16 protein-coding genes and 1 pseudogene are annotated in these 19,031 nt (G+C 68.8%); 9 read left to right on the top strand and 8 right to left on the bottom strand.

Translation table 11 applies throughout. The annotated features are described in order from the left end of the window. Nucleotides 1-75: 75 nt before the first annotated feature. The 3 genes from ACFZBD_RS19855 to ACFZBD_RS19845 form a co-directional block, all read right to left on the bottom strand. Complete coding sequence (locus tag ACFZBD_RS19855) at nucleotides 76-759, bottom strand: DUF305 domain-containing protein (RefSeq protein ID WP_391140902.1); 684 nt, start codon at nucleotides 757-759, stop codon at nucleotides 76-78. Next, nucleotides 756-1,403, bottom strand: a complete 648-nt coding sequence (locus tag ACFZBD_RS19850; protein WP_391140900.1) for a DUF3105 domain-containing protein — start codon at nucleotides 1,401-1,403, stop codon at nucleotides 756-758. Before ACFZBD_RS19850 ends, ACFZBD_RS19855 begins: the two co-directional genes overlap by 4 nt. A 79-nt stretch (nucleotides 1,404-1,482) precedes the next feature. Then, on the bottom strand, nucleotides 1,483-1,860 hold the full coding sequence (locus tag ACFZBD_RS19845) for a hypothetical protein (protein ID WP_391140899.1): 378 nt from the start codon (nucleotides 1,858-1,860) through the stop codon (nucleotides 1,483-1,485). Nucleotides 1,861-2,204: 344 nt separating this feature from the next. Between ACFZBD_RS19845 and ACFZBD_RS19840 the strand changes: the two genes are divergently transcribed. From ACFZBD_RS19840 to ACFZBD_RS19830, 3 genes are all read left to right on the top strand, one after another. Next, complete coding sequence (locus ACFZBD_RS19840) at nucleotides 2,205-3,566, top strand: glutamine synthetase beta-grasp domain-containing protein (protein ID WP_391140898.1); 1,362 nt, start codon at nucleotides 2,205-2,207, stop codon at nucleotides 3,564-3,566. 375 nt (nucleotides 3,567-3,941) lie between these two features. Then, complete coding sequence (locus ACFZBD_RS19835) at nucleotides 3,942-4,256, top strand: AAA family ATPase (protein WP_391140896.1); 315 nt, start codon at nucleotides 3,942-3,944, stop codon at nucleotides 4,254-4,256. Between the two features lie 1,367 nt (nucleotides 4,257-5,623). Then, nucleotides 5,624-7,495, top strand: a complete 1,872-nt coding sequence (locus ACFZBD_RS19830; protein WP_391140894.1) for a hypothetical protein — start codon at nucleotides 5,624-5,626, stop codon at nucleotides 7,493-7,495. Between the two features lie 392 nt (nucleotides 7,496-7,887). Here ACFZBD_RS19830 and ACFZBD_RS19825 read toward each other — a convergent pair whose 3' ends face one another. Further along, entirely contained in the window at nucleotides 7,888-8,478 is a 591-nt protein-coding gene (locus ACFZBD_RS19825; protein ID WP_391140892.1) for a hypothetical protein, read from the bottom strand. A 122-nt stretch (nucleotides 8,479-8,600) separates the two neighbouring features. Between ACFZBD_RS19825 and ACFZBD_RS19820 the strand changes: the two genes are divergently transcribed. From ACFZBD_RS19820 to ACFZBD_RS19810, 3 genes and pseudogenes are all read left to right on the top strand, one after another. After that, nucleotides 8,601-8,852, top strand: coding sequence for a hypothetical protein (locus ACFZBD_RS19820; RefSeq protein ID WP_391140890.1), 252 nt, complete (start codon nucleotides 8,601-8,603; stop codon nucleotides 8,850-8,852). Nucleotides 8,853-9,084: 232 nt separating this feature from the next. Then, a pseudogene (locus ACFZBD_RS19815) lies at nucleotides 9,085-9,170 on the top strand (glutamine synthetase); the annotation flags it as partial. A 169-nt stretch (nucleotides 9,171-9,339) separates the two neighbouring features. Beyond that, the gene (locus ACFZBD_RS19810; protein WP_391140888.1) at nucleotides 9,340-9,771 is read left to right on the top strand and encodes an Asp23/Gls24 family envelope stress response protein; all 432 of its coding nucleotides are present in this window, start codon (nucleotides 9,340-9,342) and stop codon (nucleotides 9,769-9,771) included. Between the two features lie 107 nt (nucleotides 9,772-9,878). On the opposite strand, the gene ACFZBD_RS19805 is transcribed toward ACFZBD_RS19810, so the two are convergent. Both ACFZBD_RS19805 and ACFZBD_RS19800 read right to left on the bottom strand, forming a co-directional pair. Further along, on the bottom strand, nucleotides 9,879-10,310 hold the full coding sequence (locus ACFZBD_RS19805; RefSeq protein ID WP_391140887.1) for a VOC family protein: 432 nt from the start codon (nucleotides 10,308-10,310) through the stop codon (nucleotides 9,879-9,881). Between the two features lie 11 nt (nucleotides 10,311-10,321). Continuing rightward, nucleotides 10,322-10,921 (bottom strand): pyridoxamine 5'-phosphate oxidase family protein, encoded by a 600-nt coding sequence (locus tag ACFZBD_RS19800; RefSeq protein WP_391140886.1) that lies wholly within the window; start codon nucleotides 10,919-10,921, stop codon nucleotides 10,322-10,324. Between the two features lie 174 nt (nucleotides 10,922-11,095). Here ACFZBD_RS19800 and ACFZBD_RS19795 point away from each other — a divergent pair, with 174 nt between their 5' ends. After that, nucleotides 11,096-14,089 (top strand): bifunctional [glutamine synthetase] adenylyltransferase/[glutamine synthetase]-adenylyl-L-tyrosine phosphorylase, encoded by a 2,994-nt coding sequence (locus ACFZBD_RS19795; RefSeq protein WP_391140884.1) that lies wholly within the window; start codon nucleotides 11,096-11,098, stop codon nucleotides 14,087-14,089. Between the two features lie 50 nt (nucleotides 14,090-14,139). Here ACFZBD_RS19795 and ACFZBD_RS19790 read toward each other — a convergent pair whose 3' ends face one another. Further along, entirely contained in the window at nucleotides 14,140-14,763 is a 624-nt protein-coding gene (locus ACFZBD_RS19790) for a TetR/AcrR family transcriptional regulator C-terminal domain-containing protein (RefSeq protein WP_391140882.1), read from the bottom strand. 124 nt (nucleotides 14,764-14,887) lie between these two features. Between ACFZBD_RS19790 and ACFZBD_RS19785 the strand changes: the two genes are divergently transcribed. Together ACFZBD_RS19785 and ACFZBD_RS19780 are read left to right on the top strand one after the other, a co-directional pair. After that, nucleotides 14,888-16,501 carry an APC family permease gene (locus ACFZBD_RS19785; RefSeq protein ID WP_391140880.1) on the top strand — a complete coding sequence of 538 codons (1,614 nt, stop codon included), beginning with the start codon at nucleotides 14,888-14,890 and terminating at the stop codon, nucleotides 16,499-16,501. Then, entirely contained in the window at nucleotides 16,411-17,988 is a 1,578-nt protein-coding gene (locus ACFZBD_RS19780; RefSeq protein ID WP_391140878.1) for an amidohydrolase family protein, read from the top strand. The genes ACFZBD_RS19785 and ACFZBD_RS19780 overlap by 91 nt, the downstream gene beginning before the upstream one ends. 40 nt (nucleotides 17,989-18,028) lie before the next feature. Here the strand turns inward: ACFZBD_RS19780 and ACFZBD_RS19775 are convergent, their stop codons facing one another. Further along, nucleotides 18,029-19,009: a phosphatase PAP2 family protein gene (locus tag ACFZBD_RS19775; protein WP_391140876.1), complete on the bottom strand. Its 981-nt coding sequence runs from the start codon at nucleotides 19,007-19,009 to the stop codon at nucleotides 18,029-18,031. Nucleotides 19,010-19,031: the final 22 nt, after the last annotated feature.

Here is a 19,031-nt window from a genome sequence, read left to right as displayed (position 1 = left end):
GTACGCGGCGGCCCCCGCGACCGGTGCGGGTCGCGGGGGCCGCCACGCGTCACGCGCGTCACCGGCTCCGTCGGCTCAGGGACGCGGCTTCGCGCCCCGCTTCTCCAGCAGCTCCGCCATGAGGCGGATCTCCGACTCCTGGGCGTCGACCATGCCCTGCGCGAGGCCCCGCTCGACCTCCACCGAGCACCTGTCCACACAGCCCTGGGCCATGTGGACGCCGCCCTCGTGGTGGTCGGTCATCAGCTGGAGGTAGAGGATCTCGGCCTCCTCGCCGCGGGCCTCCCGCAGCCGCTTCATCTCGGCCTTGGTCGCCATGCCCGGCATCAGCGCCCCGTCGGCCGGACCGGCCTCGCCGTGTCCCGACCCGCCGTGGCCGGACGCGCCGTGCTCCGCGCCCATGTCCATCCAGGTCATCGGCTCGGTGCCCGACTCGACCTTCGGCAGCCCCCACATGTCCAGCCAGCCCAGCATCATGCCGCGCTGGTTGGCCTGTGTGTTGGCGATGTCGTACGCCAGCCGGCGCACCTCCTCGTCCGTCGTACGGTCCCGGACGATGAACGACATCTCGACGGCCTGCTGGTGGTGGACCGACATGTCACGGGCGAAGCCCGCGTCCGCCGAGTCCGACGCGGGCGTGGCCGGAGCCTCCTCGCGGTCCGCGGAGGCGACGGTGACGGCGCCCCCGGCGAAGAGCAGCGCGAGGACGACGGCGGTGATCGCCGCCCACTGCGTACGGTTCGGCCGGACGCCGCTCACTGGCCGATCCCGCCGGTGCAGGCGGCGCCCGGCTCGGGGGTCTGCGGCCCCTGGACGTACTTGGTGAAGAAGGCGTCGACGCGCGGGTCGGTCGCGCTGTCCACCGACACCTGCTTGCCCCAGGCGCTCAGCATGATCGCGCCGGCCTGGTCGTCGACCGGGCTCATCAGGGAGTACGGCGTCTTCCCGACCTTCTCGGCCAGCTTCTTCACCTCGCCCTCGGGGGCCTTCTTGTTGTACGTGACCCAGACGGCGCCGTGCTCCAGCGAGTGCACGGCGTTCACCTCGGCGACCGGCGTCTTGTAGACGTCGCCGTCGCAGTTCTGCCAGACCTGGTCGTGATCGCCGCCGACCGGGGGCTTCATCGGGTACGAGACGGCCGTGGTGACGTGGTTGCGGCCGAGCTTCTTGGCGTCCCAGGACTTCTCGTCCTTGATGGGGGCCTTCGCGACGGCCTCCTTCTCCTCCTTCTTCTCGGACTCCTGGTTGAGCACGTAGGCGCCGAAGCCCACGAGGCCGAGCACGATGACGCCGGCGACGCCGATCGTGAGGAAGCGGACACGGCGCTCGCGGGACTGCTCGGCGCGGCGCATCTCCTCTATTCGGGCGCGGCGGTCGGCGGTGGAGGAGCGGTTGGCGGCCATGGTGATGTCGTCCTTCTTCGGTGAGGGGTGTCATGACGTGACGTGGCGTACGGGAAGAGCGGTGAGGCAGATCCGGCCGTCACGTCCGCAGGACTTGAAGGACGTGCAGGTCGGGCGCGCGGGGCTGCGCGCCCGAGCGGGGCGCCCGGCCGGGGTGGTGCGGCGTGTCGAGGCGCGGGAGACGGCCCTCCGCGTGCGGCGGCGGGTCGAGCGGCGGCGCGGTGAGCACCGCCGGGCCGAGCGAGGGGAAGAGGGAGCAGTCGCCGCGGTCGTACGGGCAGACGTACTCGACGGCCCGTACGGTCGGGACGGCCGGACCGCCGGGAGCGAGCGCGGCCCGCGGCGCACCGGAGTGGTCGGCCGGAGCGGCGAGCGTCACCCGTCGTTCCCCGGGGTGGTGCGCGGCGGCGTCGGAAGTGCCCGCGCAGACGAAGAGCGCGGCGAGGAGCGTCGCCACGGCACTCACCAGTGCCGTGGGACGCGCGTGCCGAGGCGGCCGTACGAGCCGCGGGGCCCCCATGGGGCGAGATCGTAGTAGGAGAAGACCGCGTGTGGGCCGTACGGGGTACCCCTCGGTCGCGGCCGAGGGGGAGCGGGCACGGGGGCGGCCCCTCCGGTGGGCACCGCGGGGCACCCGGCGGGCACCCGGAATCGGCCGGTCCCCCTGTTACCTGCGCCACAGCGACCAGGCACTATGGGTATGCAACGTGCGCGAAACCAAGTGGTGGGATGCTCAGGTGCCCCCCGATGTACCCGAGGCGGTGGGAACAGGCGGCCTGACCAGCAAAGATGGGTGTGGAAATGGACAAGCAGCAGGAATTCGTCCTCCGGACGCTCGAGGAGCGTGACATCCGGTTCGTGCGGCTGTGGTTCACCGACGTGCTCGGTTTCCTGAAGTCGGTGGCCGTCGCGCCCGCCGAGCTTGAGCAGGCGTTCGACGAGGGCATCGGCTTCGACGGTTCGGCGATCGAGGGCTTCGCCCGCGTCTACGAATCCGACATGATCGCCAAGCCCGATCCGAGCACCTTCCAGATCCTGCCGTGGCGCGCCGAGGCCCCCGGCACGGCCCGGATGTTCTGCGACATCCTGATGCCGGACGGTTCGCCGTCCTTCGCGGACCCCCGCTTCGTCCTGAAGCGCATCCTGGCGAAGACCTCGGACCTGGGCTTCACCTTCTACACCCACCCCGAGATCGAGTTCTTCCTCCTGAAGAACAAGCCGCTGGACGGCTCGAAGCCGACCCCCGCCGACAACTCCGGCTACTTCGACCACACCCCGCAGAACGTGGGCATGGACTTCCGCCGCCAGGCCATCACCATGCTGGAGTCGATGGGCATCTCGGTGGAGTTCTCCCACCACGAGGGCGCCCCGGGCCAGCAGGAGATCGACCTGCGCTACGCCGACGCGCTCTCCACGGCGGACAACATCATGACCTTCCGCCTGGTCATGAAGCAGGTCGCGCTGGAGCAGGGCGTGCAGGCGACGTTCATGCCGAAGCCGTTCTCGGAGTACCCGGGCTCGGGCATGCACACCCACCTCTCGCTCTTCGAGGGTGACCGCAACGCCTTCTACGAATCGGGCGCGGAGTACCAGCTCTCCAAGGTGGGCCGCTCCTTCATCGCGGGCCTGCTGAAGCACGCGGCCGAGATCTCGGCGGTCACCAACCAGTGGGTCAACTCCTACAAGCGCATCTGGGGCGGCTCGGCCCGCAGCGCGGGCGCGGGCGGCGAGGCCCCGTCGTACATCTGCTGGGGCCACAACAACCGCTCGGCCCTGATCCGCGTCCCCATGTACAAGCCGGGCAAGACGGGCTCCTCCCGCGTCGAGGTCCGCTCCATCGACTCGGGCGCCAACCCCTACCTCACCTACGCGGTCCTCCTCGCGGCGGGCCTCAAGGGCATCGAGGAGGGCTACGAACTCCCGGCCGGCGCCGACGACGACGTCTGGGCCCTCTCGGACGCGGAGCGCCGGGCGATGGGCATCGAGCCGCTGCCGCAGAACCTGGGCGAGGCGATCGCCCTGATGGAGAAGAGCGAACTGGTCGCGGAGACGCTGGGCGAGCACGTCTTCGACTTCTTCCTGCGCAACAAGAAGCAGGAGTGGGAGGAGTACCGCAGCGAGGTCACGGCCTTCGAGCTGCGGAAGAACCTGCCGGTGCTGTAAGCGCAGGTCAGGGCCGTAGAGCCCGGAACTGAAGATCAGGGCCGACGGCGGCGAACCGTCGGCCCTGAGTCGTCTCGCGGTCCGCCGAGCAGGCGCAAGCACGCCCGAAGTTGAAACGGAGATGGACGCCATCTCCCGGACTCTGACAAGGCCCATGCCCCAGCACCCGCCGTTCTGCGTCCTGATGGCCGGACTCCCCGGCTCTGGCAAGACCACCCTGTCTCGCGCTCTCACTGCCCGCGGCTTCGCGCGCCTGTGTCCTGACGAAGAGATGTTCCGTCGGCACGGCGTCTACGGGATCGACTTCCCCCGGGGTTCCCGACCCTTGAGCGGCCGGTCCTGGAGGACGTGGCGGCTGATCTCAGGGAACAGCTCATGGCTGGGCACGACATCGTCGTTGACCACGGCTTCTGGACTCCGGAGGACCGAGCGAGGTTGCGAGCGATCGCCACCGATGCCGGCGCGACTCCCGTCCTCGTCTATCTCGCGGCCAGCCACGAAGAGTTGTGGGCACGGGTCAGCATGCGCAACGAGTTCCACGCGAATGATCCGAACGCGATCTACTTCTCCGAGAGCGACCTACAGCGGTACCGAACCCGCTTCATCCCTCCCCAGGCAGACGAACCGCATCTCCTGTACGACGGCGACCCTGCGACCGTGATCGCGGCTCTGGAAGCCGCACGTTCCTAATACGGTGGAAATTTCTCTACCTCATCAAGCACCCGGCTGCGCTCCGCTCCGCCGGGTGGACTTCCCGGCTCCGCTCCGCTCCGCCGGGCGGACTTCCCGGCTCCGCTCGGGCGCCGCTCCTGCCTTCGGCCCGCTCCGCCCCGGCTGCGCCGACGCCCGCCCACTGTGGATAGGCCCGGAGGTCATGAGTCGATCACCCGACGCACGCGGCCCACGATCAAGGACATGCCTCCGGCAGGGGATCGGCCGGCACCGGGTGGGAGGGGGCGCCGTTCCCGGCCGCGGGCCCATCGTGGTGAGCGTGGTGGGCTCCCATCCCGTCCACCGTTGACCCAGGCAGAGCCGAGCAGACGCGGCCCATGGCGTCCAGGTCGTTCGTACAGTGGCGCGCTCCACCTGGACGCCATGAACCACGCCCGCTCCACAGACGTGTGGGTCGACGGCGGACGGGATGGGAGGTGGGGTGGGTGGTAGGTCAGGGGTCGTTCGTTGTGTCGCGGACAGCCGTGTGCAGGCAACACTCAACAAGACTTCTACAGGCCTCCCCTACCTTCTTCGCGTAGACGTCGTGCGAGACGCTGCATCGCCTCATCGCATCGAGCAAAACCAGGACTCGCCGCGTCGACTCTGAGTACAGTCTTGCCCAAACGTTGGGCTAGGTGGGAGTGGTCACGTTGGGGGATTTCCTGGTCGGTGTACTTTCATCGATCGCTGCTACATGGCTAGGCTTGGTTGCCGCATTTTTGTGGTCAGGACGTTTCCGCTGGATGCTCGTCGTAGCACTGTCGCGGCTAAGTTCGGGCGATTTCGGCCAATCGTGGACAGACAAAAAGGCCGCAGAAGTCGATATATCCAGAGAGCTCCGTCGAGCCAGAAGCGTTGCCCTACTCACAGGCAGAGGCAATGAACTGCAGCGAGCGACTTTCGATCAATTCCTGAATAGGAGCACCGCCACAGGAGGCAGTCCGAACATGCGAGTCCTTCTGCCTTGTACTGGGTCGGGCCCAAGTGCCAGGTGGACACTTGATCGCGAAGCAGAGCTCGCCACGTTCGATAGAAGTTTTGGCAACGGACAGCTTAATCGGCAAATCGAAACGAACATCTCACATTTGGAAACTCACCAACGTGATGGGCTTGTTGAGATACGACGTTACGACTTTCCACATCTGGGTCGCATACTTCTGACCGATCGCGTCGCTTACTTCACACCCTACTCAAGCGATTCACACGGTCGCGATTCAAAAGTGCTCAAGTATCCGGCAACTTCTCCAATGTACGGCTCCTTCGCTCGCCTATTCGAAAAAGTGTGGGAATCGTCCAGCAGCCATACTTCTTGATTTAATCGCCATCCTCCGAAACGAGCCCTCTTGCCTTCCGTAGATCGCACCGCGCTTATCGTTACGGCACTACCCGTCGAATACCTCGCCGTCCGTTCAGGATTGGCCAAGATCGAGACTAAAATTCACAGGGATGGGACCCGCATAGAGCTCGGCACTTTGGACGACACGGAGTGGCGGGTAGCACTCGTACAATTGGGCCCTGGTGTCATCAACGCTGCTGCGACCACAATGCAGGCTATCGCGTGGATCGATCCAGAGATCATGCTCTTTTCCGGAGTGGCCGGAAGCTTGAAATCTGATATTTCCATCGGAGATGTTATAGTCGGCACTAAAATTTATGGTATCCACGGTGGTAAGGCTTCAGCGGAAGGATTCTCCGTAAGGCCAGAAGTCTGGCATGCTTCCTACAGACTTTTGCAGGCCGCAATGGCAGCCCTCCGGGAAGATGTGTGTGTACATTACAAGCCGATTGCCTCTGGGGACGTTGTGATCGCAGGTGAAGAGTCTGAGTTGCGAGAGTTTCTGCGAGGGCACTACAACGATGCCTGCGCCATCGAAATGGAAGGCTCTGGAGCTGCGCATGCCGCCCATGTAGCAGACGATCTCCCGACCCTTGTCGTCCGGGGGATCAGCGATCTTGCTGACGCAGAAAAGGCGCAACATGACGCCAAAGGAACACAAAAGAATGCATCGGTTCGTGCGGCTGAGGCGATTTTCGAGATTTTGAAAGTGCTATCGACTGACAGCAAACCGCAAGTTGATGCTGGAACCAGGCCCGCAGACCAGTGGCTTGCCTGTGTCATTGAATGGGCAGCCGGAAACCCCCCCAATAGGGAGGTAAATCTGGATGATCTCGTACGAGATTCAGTCCAGGAGTGTTTGCAGGACAGCGAAGTAGTGCATCAAAGCCGGGGGTGGTCCGGTGAGATACTGGTTTCTATTGCCGTGAATGGATCGTCTAGCCAACTTGCCTATGAGCGATTCTTGGAAACCCTGGATACTGCGGCAACTAGGGCCTTTCCGCATCTGCAAGCTTTGTCGCGGCCGATCTTGTGGATGTCCGCACATCGGGGGGCAGGCAAATTGCGCGGGGAAATCTTCAATGGAGAAGTCCTGACAGAACTCAACGCGTACCGGCAAAGCCCAGCTCTGAGAGATGCACTGTCCGGACGTTACTCACTGCTTGCTACTATTTGCTCCGATGAAGTATTCGAGTCTCGGACGCCCCACGCGACACGAGAACGCGAAATCGGCTCATGGGTATCACTCGATGTTACGACGCAGGTCCGTCCACGCAGAATGTGGCTCAGGATGAAGACTCGTCTCGAAACTCACAAGCAGGCTGTGCTGGTGGGTGCGGCCGTTAGCGCAAGTGACGATCTTCCTGAATCTGTTATCAGGAGTCGGATCAATCTTTTGGTTCAAGAGATCTGCGCGAATGCATCGGAATCCGGGTCGCGGTACGATTTGGAACTTCGGACGTGGGGGCGGGTTGGTTTCGCCATTGTGGCGACGAATGCCCGCCCTGAACATGTCTTTGTCAGTTATATAATTCCCCGACTGGCTAGAAGCCTAGCTGTGGAAAATATGGGTAACAGCAACGCGCTGCGAATCGTTCTAGGGGTGCATTCAGGATCCCACAAAGGCCAGGTTAGCGAGGATGACCTCGTTGTTGCGGACAGGTTGATGCGGACCCTCTTGCAATCCGATGATAGCTGGTCTCACAGGCCCGATCCTGTTCTTTGCCTTATTTCCACCACTGCTCGATCAGCAGATCCGGGGTGTTTTGAGGATTACATTGACCCATCTAATTACGTACAGGTACCAGCCGAGGGATATGAGGAGCAGCTTGACAGTTGGACTTACGTTCCATATGCGCCGCGAATGAGTGGGAATTGACGGACAACTCAGTCATCACTGCCATCCTCCATATATTCAGTTCTGCGACAGCATTCACTGCGTGTCTAACTGCGTGACAACCGCGACGCGCAGCCGCGAACACCCGTGGACGCCAGCGGGCCATCAGCACAGGTGACAGCGCAGCAGCCCAAGAACATAAGGCTGCTTCGGGACTAAGCGGTCCTCGTGCCACAGGCGTGCCACATAGTGCGGTCGGCCACGGTCAACGACGGCTCGTAGCAATCGAGAAGCACCGATTATCCGGGCTGCCGCCACAGCCGTAGGGACCTGGGCGGACATGCAGAAGACCACGTCCGCTCTTACAAAGCAGCGCTCCATGATGCGGTCATCGAAGCTTACCTGGAGTCATGGGGACTCTGACGACCGCTCGGTCACCTGGCGATGTCACGGTCCAGCGCCGAACTTGCATGTTGAAGGAACTCTCGCACCCCATGGTCCAACTGCTTCAGTTTCTCAGGGAACTGTGAGGTGTCGTAAGCAACGGTTGAGTCGCTTACCCCGCCTGAAAGGCGAGCGAAGCTCAGCAGGATTCGAAACGGGGCTACGAGGTCACTCGACAGCTCCGCCACCTTGGCTACGAACGGTTCGAGTTCTGCCGGTCCGTCCAGGACAACATGCCGGCCATATCGGCTGACCTCGTCAGCGAGTGCAAGGGCCTGAATGACATATCCATCCTTAAAGTCGCTCTGCTTCAGGAGTGCCACTGCGTCTGTGATCCCATCATCAGAGGTCCTCGACCGGTCGAGGAGTCGACCGAAGTGCACCCAGGGTTGTAGGTGATCGTGAAGCGTCGTAACAGCCGAGGAAAACGCCTCAAAGGAGGCTCTTCGTGGCTCCCTCCGCTCACGCAGCGACTCGTTGCGCATCTGCAGCTTGGCTGCTGACCGGGCAGTCCAGCCAGTCACGATCATGCCCAATGTTCCGACTCCCGCGCCCAGCACGGCGGCTATCCCCGCATCCATGACGCCCATGATGCCGTCGCAAGCGGGCCTTGAGTGCCGTATCTGTGGACGGGACGAGAGCTGACCCCGTTCACGGCTGGCGGAGAGGTTGTCGCTCAGCAGGGAAGGGTAGTTGGCTCAACATGGCCGACGACCTGCAGAAAGACATACACGAGCTTGTCCGTCATCTGGGCGGCAACATCCGTGATCCCCACTATCGCCCAGCACACGACGCAGCCGAGAACATCTGCTCGGGCGTCTACGAGATGATCCCGGTCGAAGTGCACGAACTCGTACACGAGGCGGCCCTGGCCGGGTACGCAGCCGCGCTTAGCGACCTGGAAGAAGGAAAGCTGGACGATCGCGTGCGCGAGCGTTTCGGACTTCTTGAGTAATCGGCCCGGGCGCTGCAGCGCAGCCCCATCGGAGTCTCGACGCCAGGATCCAGCCGCGCCCACGCGGGCATTGCATAAAAGCCTGGCGGGCCTGAGGCTGCCCAGTGCTGGGCCGTCTATGGGCCGTCCGAGGGTCACCGCGGGCCGCCGGTACCCACCGTTGGCCGCCTATGGGTAGGTGTTCTCACGTGCAGCGTCCGGGATCGTTCCTGTTGGCGCCGGCGGGGCCTCATTCCTGCGCCACAAGAAGCAGGAGTGGGAGGAGTACCGCAGCGAGGTCACGGCCTCGAGCTGCGGAAGAACCTTCCCGTGCTGTAAGCGCAGGTCGGAGCGGGTACAGCCAGGAAACGACGTTCAGGGCCGACGGTGGCGCGACCGTCGGCCCTGAGGCGTTCCGCCGGCCCGAGCCGTGGCGGGGATCCCGCTTTAGAATGTACCTATCCCAGGCAATTTCTACAGGTTTGCTCCCTGAGGGAGGATCGGCCTGATGAGTGACAACTCCGGTGGAAAGTACGGTGGTGCGCCAGGTTCCCGGGGCCGGACGACCATCGCCGACGTGGTCGTGGCGAAGATCGCCGGAATGGCCGCACGGGACGTGCCCGGTGTGCACGCCCTGGGCAGTGGGCTCTCGCGCTCGATGGGATCCATGCGGGGGAAGATGCCCGGCGCCGGTAGCGGTACGTCCGCCACCCGCGGGGTCGGCGTCGAGGTCGGAGAGACGCAGGCGGCCGTCGATCTGGACATCGTGGTCGATTACGGCGTCTCGATCACGGACGTGGCCGGCGCGGTACGGGAGAACGTGATCTCCGCGGTGGAGCGGATGGCGGGGCGGGACGTCGTGGAAGTCAACATCACGGTGAACGACGTGAAGCTGCCCGACGAGGAGGACGAAGGGGAGGAACAGCAGCGGACCCGGTAGTGGGCGGGCGGGGCCGCCGCCGAGTGACGGCGTGACGCCTTCCGGCCCGTCGGTCCCTCACCATCCGTGCGGGGCGGCCGGGTTGCCGGCCGCCCCGCACGCGTCCCTCAGCGCTCCGACAGCTCCGACGGGGCCTCTTGGACCACCCAGCCGTTGCCGTCCGGGTCCTCGAAGGACATGAACGAGTTCCACGTCTCGCCCTTGCCCTCCTCCCAGCCCCGTTCGCCGACATGGCGGATCGGGGTGACCTCCACACCGCGGTCGACCAGTTCCGCGCGGGCCGCCTCGATGTCCGTCACGCAGATCTGCAGGCCGTGGAGCGAGCCCGGGGCCATCTCCTTCGTTCTCGGCATCGTCGGCATGCCGCTGAGCATCGCGATCGAACAGCGCGAGCCGGGCGGGGTCGCCTGGATGATCCGCATCCCCGGGGCGACCTCGTCGTCCAGGTCGATCTTGAAACCGCACTTGTCACCGTAGAACGCCTTCGCCCGGTCCATGTCGGACACGGGCACCGGGACGACTTCGAGCGTCCAGTTCATGGAGAGTCTCCTCAGAAACGCCAGCGGGTCTGGCCGAACGGCCCGCCCTTGGCGAAGCCGAAGACCGTGCGCGGCGCGACGGCGAACACCAGGGCGGGTCCACCGTCACCCACGAACGTGCCGTCGCGCACGTCGAATCGCCAGTCGGAGCCGTACTTGTCGACATAGGCGTCGGCCAGGGCGCGCAGCCGTGCCTCGTCCGTCACCTGGACGGCCTCGCCCTCCACCACGAGGTCGAAGCCCTCAGCGAGGGCGCTCGTGCCGGTGGTGAGGACCACCTCGCGCCGGTCGGCGAGGTTGCGCGCCTTCCGCTCCTGCGGGCCGGTGCAGAAGTGGAGGGCGTCCTCCGACCAGACGGCGATCAGCGGGGTGACGTGCGGGCGGCCGTCCGGGCGGACCGTGGTCAGCCAGAAGACCTCGGCCGCGGTGAGCCGGTCGAGGGCCCGCGACCAGTCGGCGGCCTCGGCCCGCGGGTCGCTGAAGCGGGGGTCCAGCGTGGTCTCGCGGGGCAGGACGGGCGGAGGCGGGGGCTCGCCGGATGCGGCGGGCGGAGGCGGGGGAGCGGGCGCCGCGGGCGGGCCGGGGACGGGGGGATCCGTGGGGGAGGGCATGGCACGGTCCTTTCTGCGCGGGCTGCGCGGGCTGCGCGGGCTGCGGGTCAGCGCGGGCTGTCACCAGGGCAGACCGTCCCCCGGTCCGGAACTCATCGGTCGCCCGTGCCCGGGGCGACCCCGATCCCCGCTCCGGATAGGCTCGAATCCGTGAACGGTGGAGGGAGCGGCGGAATGACGGTGCCGGGACGCAGGAGCAGTATCTTCACGCGGCTGCTGCGGCACGGGTTCACCGATCCGTCCGGTGCCGAGCGTCTGCTCGACGTGCCCGAGATGGCCACCCTGCGCGACGATTCCGTGCTCCTCGACGCCCTCGGGGCCACCGCCGATCCCGATCTGGCCCTGCGCGGTCTGGTCCGGCTGGTGGAGGCCCAGCCGGAGGAGGGCCACCAGACCCTCGTCTCCACGCTGCTGTCCGCGAAGCCGTTCCGCGACCGGCTCCTCGGCGTGCTCGGCGCCTCCGAGGCGCTCGGCGACCACCTGGCCCGCCACCCCCACGACTGGCAGGCGCTCGTCACCTACGAGGCGGCCGATCTGAACCCCGGGGTCGCGGAGTTCGAGCGCTGCCTCTCCGGCGCCACCGACCCCGTCGCCCTCCGCGTCTCCTACCGCCGCTGTCTCCTCGCCATCGCCGCCCGCGACGTCTGCGGCACCGCCGACGTCGCCCAGACCGCCGCCGAGCTGGCCGACCTGGCCACCGCGACCCTGCGCGCCGCCCTCGCCCTCGCCGGCGCCGCCGCCCCCGAGGACGCGTCCCGCTGCCGGCTCGCCGTCATCGCGATGGGCAAGTGCGGCGGCCACGAGCTGAACTACGTCTCCGACGTCGACGTCATCTTCGTCGGGGAGCCGCCCGAGGGCGCCTCGGGCGCGGAGGAGGGCCAGGCGATCCAGGCGGCGACCCGGCTCGCCTCGCACCTGATGCGGATCTGCTCGGAGACCACCGTCGAGGGCACCATCTGGCCCGTCGACGCCAACCTCCGCCCGGAGGGCCGCAACGGCCCCCTCGTCCGCACGCTCTCCTCCCATCTGGCGTACTACCAGCGCTGGGCCAAGACCTGGGAGTTCCAGGCGCTGCTGAAGGCCCGGCCCGTGGCCGGGGACCCCCAGCTGGGCGCCGACTACATCGAGGCCGTCGGGCCCCTCGTCTGGCAGGCCGCCGAGCGCGAGAACTTCGTCCCCGACGTGCAGAAGATGCGCCGCCGGGTCGTCGACAACATCCCCGTGGCCCATGTCGAGCGCGAGCTGAAGCTCGGCCCCGGCGGTCTGCGGGACGTCGAGTTCGCCGTCCAGCTCCTGCAGTTGGTGCACGGTCGCAGCGATGCCACCCTGCACAGCGGCACCACGCTGGACGCCCTGGACGCGCTCGCCGCCGGCGGGTACGTCGGCCGGGCGGACGCCGCCCAGCTCGACGAGGCGTACCGCTTCCTGCGCGCCATGGAGCACCGCATCCAGCTCTACCGCCTGCGCCGTACGCACCTCGTCCCCGAGGACGACGCGGACCTGCGCCGTCTCGGCCGCTCGCTCGGGCTGCGCACCGACCCGGTCGCGGAGCTCAACCGGGAATGGAAGCGGCACGCCGCCGTCGTCCGCCGGCTCCACGAGAAGATCTTCTACCGGCCGCTGCTCGACGCCGTCGCCCAGCTCGCCCCCGGCGAGACCCGGCTCAGCCCGAAGGCCGCCGGCCAGCGGCTCGAAGCGCTCGGCTATGCCGACCCGGTCGCGGCCCTGCGGCATCTGGAGGCCCTCGCCTCCGGCGTCACCCGCAAGGCCGCGATCCAGCGGACGCTGCTGCCGGTCCTGCTCGGCTGGTTCGCGGACTCCGCCGACCCCGACGCCGGGCTGCTCGGCTTCCGCAAGGTGTCCGACGCGCTCGGCAAGACCCCCTGGTACCTCCGGCTGCTGCGGGACGAGGGCGCGGCGGCCGAGAACCTGGCCCGGGTGCTCTCCGCCGGGCGCCTCGCCCCCGACCTGCTCCTGCGGGCGCCCGAGGCGGTGGCGATCCTCGGCGACCCCGAAGGGCTGGAGCCGCGCGGCCGGGACCATCTGGAGCAGGAGGTGCTGGCTGCGGTCGGCCGCGCCGACGGCCCGGAGCAGGCGGTGGCCGCGGCGCGTGGCGTACGCCGCCGGGAGCTGTTCCGCACCGCCGCGGCCGACCTGATCGGCTCGTACGGCACGGAGGACAGCCCGCGCGAACCCGATCCGGCTCTGGTCGACCGGGTGGGCCAGGCGGTGACCGACCTCAACGCCGCCACCATCGCGGGCGCGCTGCGGGCCGCCGTGCGCGCCGAGTGGGGCGACCGGCTGCCGACGCGGTTCGCGGTCATCGGCATGGGCCGGTTCGGCGGGCACGAGCTGAGCTACGGCTCCGACGCCGACGTCCTGTTCGTGCACGAGCCGCGCGAGGGCGTGCCCGAGCACGAGGCCGCCCGGGCCGCGAACCGGGTCGTCACCGAGATCCGCAGGCTCCTCCAACTCCCCACCGCAGACCCGCCGTTGCTCATCGACGCCGATCTGCGCCCGGAGGGCAAGAGCGGTCCGCTCGCCCGCACGCTGAAGTCGTACGAGGCCTACTACCGCCGCTGGTCCCTGGTCTGGGAGAGCCAGGCCCTGCTGCGCGCCGAACCCATGGCGGGGGACGCCGAGTTGGGGCGCCGCTTCGTCGAGCTGGTCGACCCGCTGCGCTACCCCGAGGGGGGTCCGGGCGAGGACGCGGTCCGCGAGATCCGCCGCCTGAAGGCCCGGATGGAGACCGAGCGCATGCCGCGCGGCGCCGATCCGACGCTCCACGCGAAGCTGGGCCGGGGCGGTCTGAGCGACGTCGAGTGGACGGTCCAGCTGCTCCAGATGCGCCACGCCTGGACGGAACCCGGCCTGCGCACCACCCGCACCCGCGAGGCCCTGGCAGCCGCCCGGACGGCGGGGCTGATCCCGGCGGAGGAGGCGCGGATCCTGGACGAGGCCTGGGTCCTGGCGACCCGCGTCCGCAACGCCGTGATGCTGGTCCGGGGCCGGCCGGGGGACACCTTCCCCTCCGACGGCCGCGAGGTGGCGGCGGTGGGGCGCTACCTCGGCTACGGCCCCGGCCGCGTCGGCGAGATGGTCGACGACTACCGCCGGATCACGCGCCGGGCCCGGGCCGTGGTCGAGGAGCTGTTCTACGGCGCCTGACCGTCGTCCCGGGACGGGCGCCCGGCCCCGTTCCGGCCGGGTGAGCCGTTCTACGGCGCCTGACCGTCGTCCCCGGCCACCATGGACCGGCAGTGCGCGAGGAAGGCGCCGAGCGCCAGCTCGAAGGCGGCGTCGGCGCGGTCCGTGGCCACCGCCGTCAGGGCCTCGGCGAGCCGCGGGGTGGTGGTGTCGTCCGGCAGCTCCCACATCGTCTCCGGCGCCGCCAGGTCCAGCGCCGAGCCCAGGACCAGGTTCTCCAGGGCCACGATCACCGTCATGACGTCCTCGTTCCCGAAGCCGGCGGCGAGGAGAACGCCCACCGCCCGCTCGTACTGGGCGAGCACCCTGGGGGCCCGGACCGGGGAGGTCATCAGCAGCGGGATGACCCGGGGGTGGGCCGCGAACGCGGAGCGGTAGGTGCGCGCCCAGGCCGCCATGGCCGCGTCCCACGGTTCGAGGTCCAGCGTCCCGCCGTCGATCGCCTCGCAGACCCGCTCGCGCAGCAACTCCACGACCCCGCTCCGGCCGTCCACGTGGTGATACAGCGACCCCGTCTGCACGCCCAGCGCCCGCGCGATCTGCGGGACGCTGAACTCCCCTTGTTTGTCGACGAGTTGCAGGGCCGTGGTGGTGATGCGCTCCCGGTCGATCAGCGGTGTCCGCGGCCGTCCCATGTTCCCGCTCTCTCGTCGAGGTCTTCCCGTACGTCGTCCCGGAGGCTACATTGCCGCAACCGAAAGCCTTTAGGTTTACGGGTCCCCGCCGCCCTGCCCCGCCAGCAGAAGGGCTCCCCCTTCCATGCCCGCACCCACCTCCCCCGACGAGCCCGAGGGGCTGAGAACCGGCACGCTCTCCACCGCCGACATCTCCTTCTTCGTCGTCTCCGCCGCCGCCCCGCTCACCGTGATGGCCGGCGTCGCCCCGATCGCCATCGTCCTCGGCGGCATCGGCGCCCCCGCCGGCTATCTCCTCGCCGGCATCACCCTCGCGGTCTTCGCCGTCGGCTTCACCACGATGACCCGCCACGTCAGGAACGGCGGCGCCTTCTACGCCTACATCACCCGCGGCCTCGGCAAGCCCGTCGGCATCGCCGCCGCACTGCTCGCCATGCTCGGCTACAACGGCATGGAGATCGGCGTCTACGGCCTCCTCGGCTCCGCCACCGCCGACACCGGCCACGCCCTGTGGGGCATCGACATCCCCTGGCTGCCCGTCTCGATCGCCGGGCTGCTGCTCATCTGGTACGGCGGCTTCCGCTCGATCGACTTCGGCGCCAAGCTCCTCGGCGTGCTGCTCGTCGCGGAGACCGGCATCCTCGTCCTGCTCGCCGGCGGCGTGCTGATCGAGGGAGGCGCGGACGGCCTCTCCCTCGCCTCCTTCGCCCCCGGCAACGTCCTCGTCCCCGGCAGCGCGGCCGTCCTCGCCTTCGCCTTCACCGCGTTCACCGGCTTCGAGTCCACCGTCATCTACCGGCGCGAGGCCCGCGACCCGGCCCGCACCATCCCGCGGGCCACCTACCTCGCCGTCTGCTTCCTCGGCCTCTTCTACGCCTTCATCGTCTGGACCGTCATCCAGGCCTTCGGCGACGACCAGGTCGTGGCGGCCGCCGCGGGCGACACCGGCGGGCTCTTCTTCGCCGCGATCACCACCTACGTGGGCGCCTGGGCGGCGGACCTGATGCACCTCTTCATCGTCACCAGCGTGCTCGCCTCCCTCCTCGCCTTCCACAACGCGATCAACCGCTACGGCCTCGCACTCGCCCAGGAAGGCGTCCTGCCGCCCGTCTTCGGCAAGGTCCACCCCCGCCACCGTTCCCCGTACGCCGCGGGCGTCGCGCAGACCGTCCTCGGGCTGGCCGTGGTCCTCGGCTTCGCGGCCGCCGACGCCGACCCGTACACCCAGCTCCTGCTCTGGGTGAACACCCCCGGCGGCATCGGACTGATGGCCCTCCAACTGCTCGCCGCCCTGGCCGTCCCCTTCTATTTCCGCCGGATCCGGCACGATGAGGGAGTCCTGCGGACCGTCGTCGCCCCGGTCGTCGCGGCCGTCCTGCTCACCGGGGCCCTCGCCCTGGTGGTCTCGAAGATCGACGTCTTCACGGGGGCCTCCTCCACCGTCAACACCGTCCTCCTCGCCCTCGTCCCCGGCGTGTTCCTGCTCGGACTGCTCCTCGCGTACCGGCTCCGGCGCAGCCGCCCCGAGGTCTACGCGCACTTCGCCGCCGAACCCGCCGAACCCGCCGAACCCGCCGAACCCGCCGAACCCGCAGAGCCCGCCGCAGAACTCCCCGCCCCCGCACCCCGCTCAGGAGAAGAACCGCCGTGCCCGCACCCGACCTCGTCCTCGTCAACGCCCGCGTCCGCGCCCCCGAGCTCACCGGCCACACCGCTGTCGCCGTCCAGGACGGACTGATCACCGCCGTCGGCGACGACACGGACGCGCGGGCCTGGACCGGCCCCGGCACCGAGACGATCGACCTGGCGGGCGCCACCCTCGCCCCCGGCCTCACCGACGCCCACAGCCACCCCGTCTGGGGTCTGGAGATGTTCGCCGGCACCGACCTCTCCGCCGTGCGCGACCTCGACGAGCTGCGGGCGGCGCTCGCCCGGGCCGAACGCCGCGACGGCTGGATCCTCGGCGTCGGCCTCGACCACAACGTCTTCGGCGGCCGGCCCCTCCATTACGACCTCGTCGAGGACGTCCTCGACGGCGCCCCCGCCCACCTGCGGCTCTACGACGGACACTCCGCCCTCGTGAGCGCCACCGCCCTCAGGGCAGCGGGCATCGACGGCCCCCGGACCTTCGCCCAGCGCTCCGAGATCGTCTGCGACGCCGAGGGGCGGCCCACCGGCCATCTGATCGAACACGCGGCCATGGACCTCATGACCCCGCTGCTGCCCACCCCGCCCTACGCCGACCGGCGCGACCGGCTCGTCCGGCTGCTCGGCTCGATGGCCGCCACCGGTTTGACCGGCGCCCATGTCATGGACCTCGGCGGGCACGACGTACCGGGGCTGCTCACCGCCCTGGAGGAGGACGGCGACCTGCCGCTGAGGCTTCGGCTGGCCCCCTGGTGCATGCCCGGCGCCGACCGGGAGGAGCTGGAGGAGCTGGTGCGGCTCCAGAAGCGGGCCGGGCGCCTGTGGCGGGTCGGCGGCGTGAAGTTCTTCATGGACGGCACCGTCGAGGGCGGCACCGCCTGGCTGGAGCACGCCGACTGCCACGGCCAGGGCACGGACGCCTTCTGGCCCGACCCCGCCGCCTACTCCGCCGCCGTACGCCACTTCCACGCCGCCGGGATCGGCACCGCCACCCACGCCATCGGCGACGCTGCCGTCCGGCACGTCCTGGACACCGTGGAGGCCCTCGGGCCGAGGAGCGCCGACGCGCCGCGGCACCGCGTCGAGCACATCGAGACCGTCCCCGACGACCAGCTCGGCCGCTTCGCCGCCCTGGGCGTAGTGGCCTCCATGCAGCCCCCGCACACCGCGTACACCCGCGCCGACCGCACCGACGAGTGGTCCAGGCGGCTGGGCGGGGAGCGCGCTGCGCGCGCCTGGCGCTGCCGTGACCTGCGGGACGCGGGGGCGCACCTGGCGCTGGGCTCCGACTGGCCGATCGCGCACTACGACGCCCGACAGGTCCTGGCCACCGCCCGGGCCCCGCGCGGAGCCGCCTCGGCGCGGCACGGCCTGACCGGTCTGATGGCGCTGGAGGGGATGACCACCCACGCGGCGGTCGCCGCGGGGGAGGAGCGGTGGGCCGGGCGGATCGCCCCGGGGCAGCGGGCGGACCTGACGGCCTTCGCGGTGGACCCGGTGGACGCCCCCGCCGACGAGACCGAGAAGGCGCCCGTCCGGCTGACCGTGAGCGGCGGCCGCGTCACCCACCGGAGCTGACCGGCGACTCCCCGCGCGCGGCGGGGCGCCGCGGGCCGGGTCACCTGCCGGAGCCGACCCGTGACTCCTCGGCGTCCCGGTCGGCCGACCGCGCGGCGCCCTGTCCGGCGCTCTCCCGGCGGGCGTCCGCGGGCGCTGCCTCCGGACGGGCCGGGTCCTGCTCGGCGGAGTCCGGGACGGCGCCCCGGCGCGCGGGCGCCGGGCCGTCCACCGTGCGGGACAGCCGCTGCGGCAGCGAGCCGTACCAGACGTACGAGACGCCGAAGCCGAAGGCGAGGCAGATCATGCCGCCCACGGCGTCCAGCCAGAAGTGGTTGGCCGTGGCCACGATGACGACCAGCGTCGCCGCCGGGTACACCAGGCCCAGGATCCGCGCCCACGGCGCCTTGGCCAGGAGGAAAATGGTCAGACCGCACCAGAGCGACCAGCCGATGTGCATCGACGGCATGGCCGCGTACTGGTTCGACATGTTCTTGAGGTTGCCCGAGGCCATCGAGCCCCAGGTGTGGTGCACCAGCACGGTGTCGACGAAGGCCTGGCCGTTCATCAGCCGAGGGGGTGCGAGCGGGTACAGGTAGTAACCGACCAGCGCCACACCGGTGGTGGAGAAGAGAACCGTACGGAAACCGGCATATCGGCCCGGCTGCCAGCGGTACAGCCACACCAGGACACCGATCGTCACGATGAAGTGCAGGGTGGCGTAGTAATAGTTCATCGACACGATCAGCCATGTCACCGAGTTCACGGCGTGGTTGACCGTCTGCTCGAAGGCGAGCCCCAGGGACTCCTCCGCCTGCCAGATCCAGTCGGCGTTCCGCAGCGCCTGTGCCTTCTGCTCCGGCACCGCGTTGCGAATGAGCGAGTACGTCCAGTAACTGACCGCGATGAGCAGGATCTCGAACCAGATCCGCGGTCGCCGGGGTACGCGCGACCGCAGTCGCGCCCACCTGCCGTCGGCCACGATGGGTGACGGGCTGGCCGCCGTGCGGCCTTCCGAACTCTTCACAGTCGTTTCACCCATGGGGAGAGAGTCTGCCAGATCC

The organism is Streptomyces sp. NPDC008121, assembly GCF_042957155.1.
Taxonomy (GTDB): Bacteria; Actinomycetota; Actinomycetes; order Streptomycetales; family Streptomycetaceae; genus Streptomyces.
The sequence above is the reverse complement of the archived record's forward strand: the minus strand, read 5'-3'. Positions and strand labels throughout refer to the sequence as shown.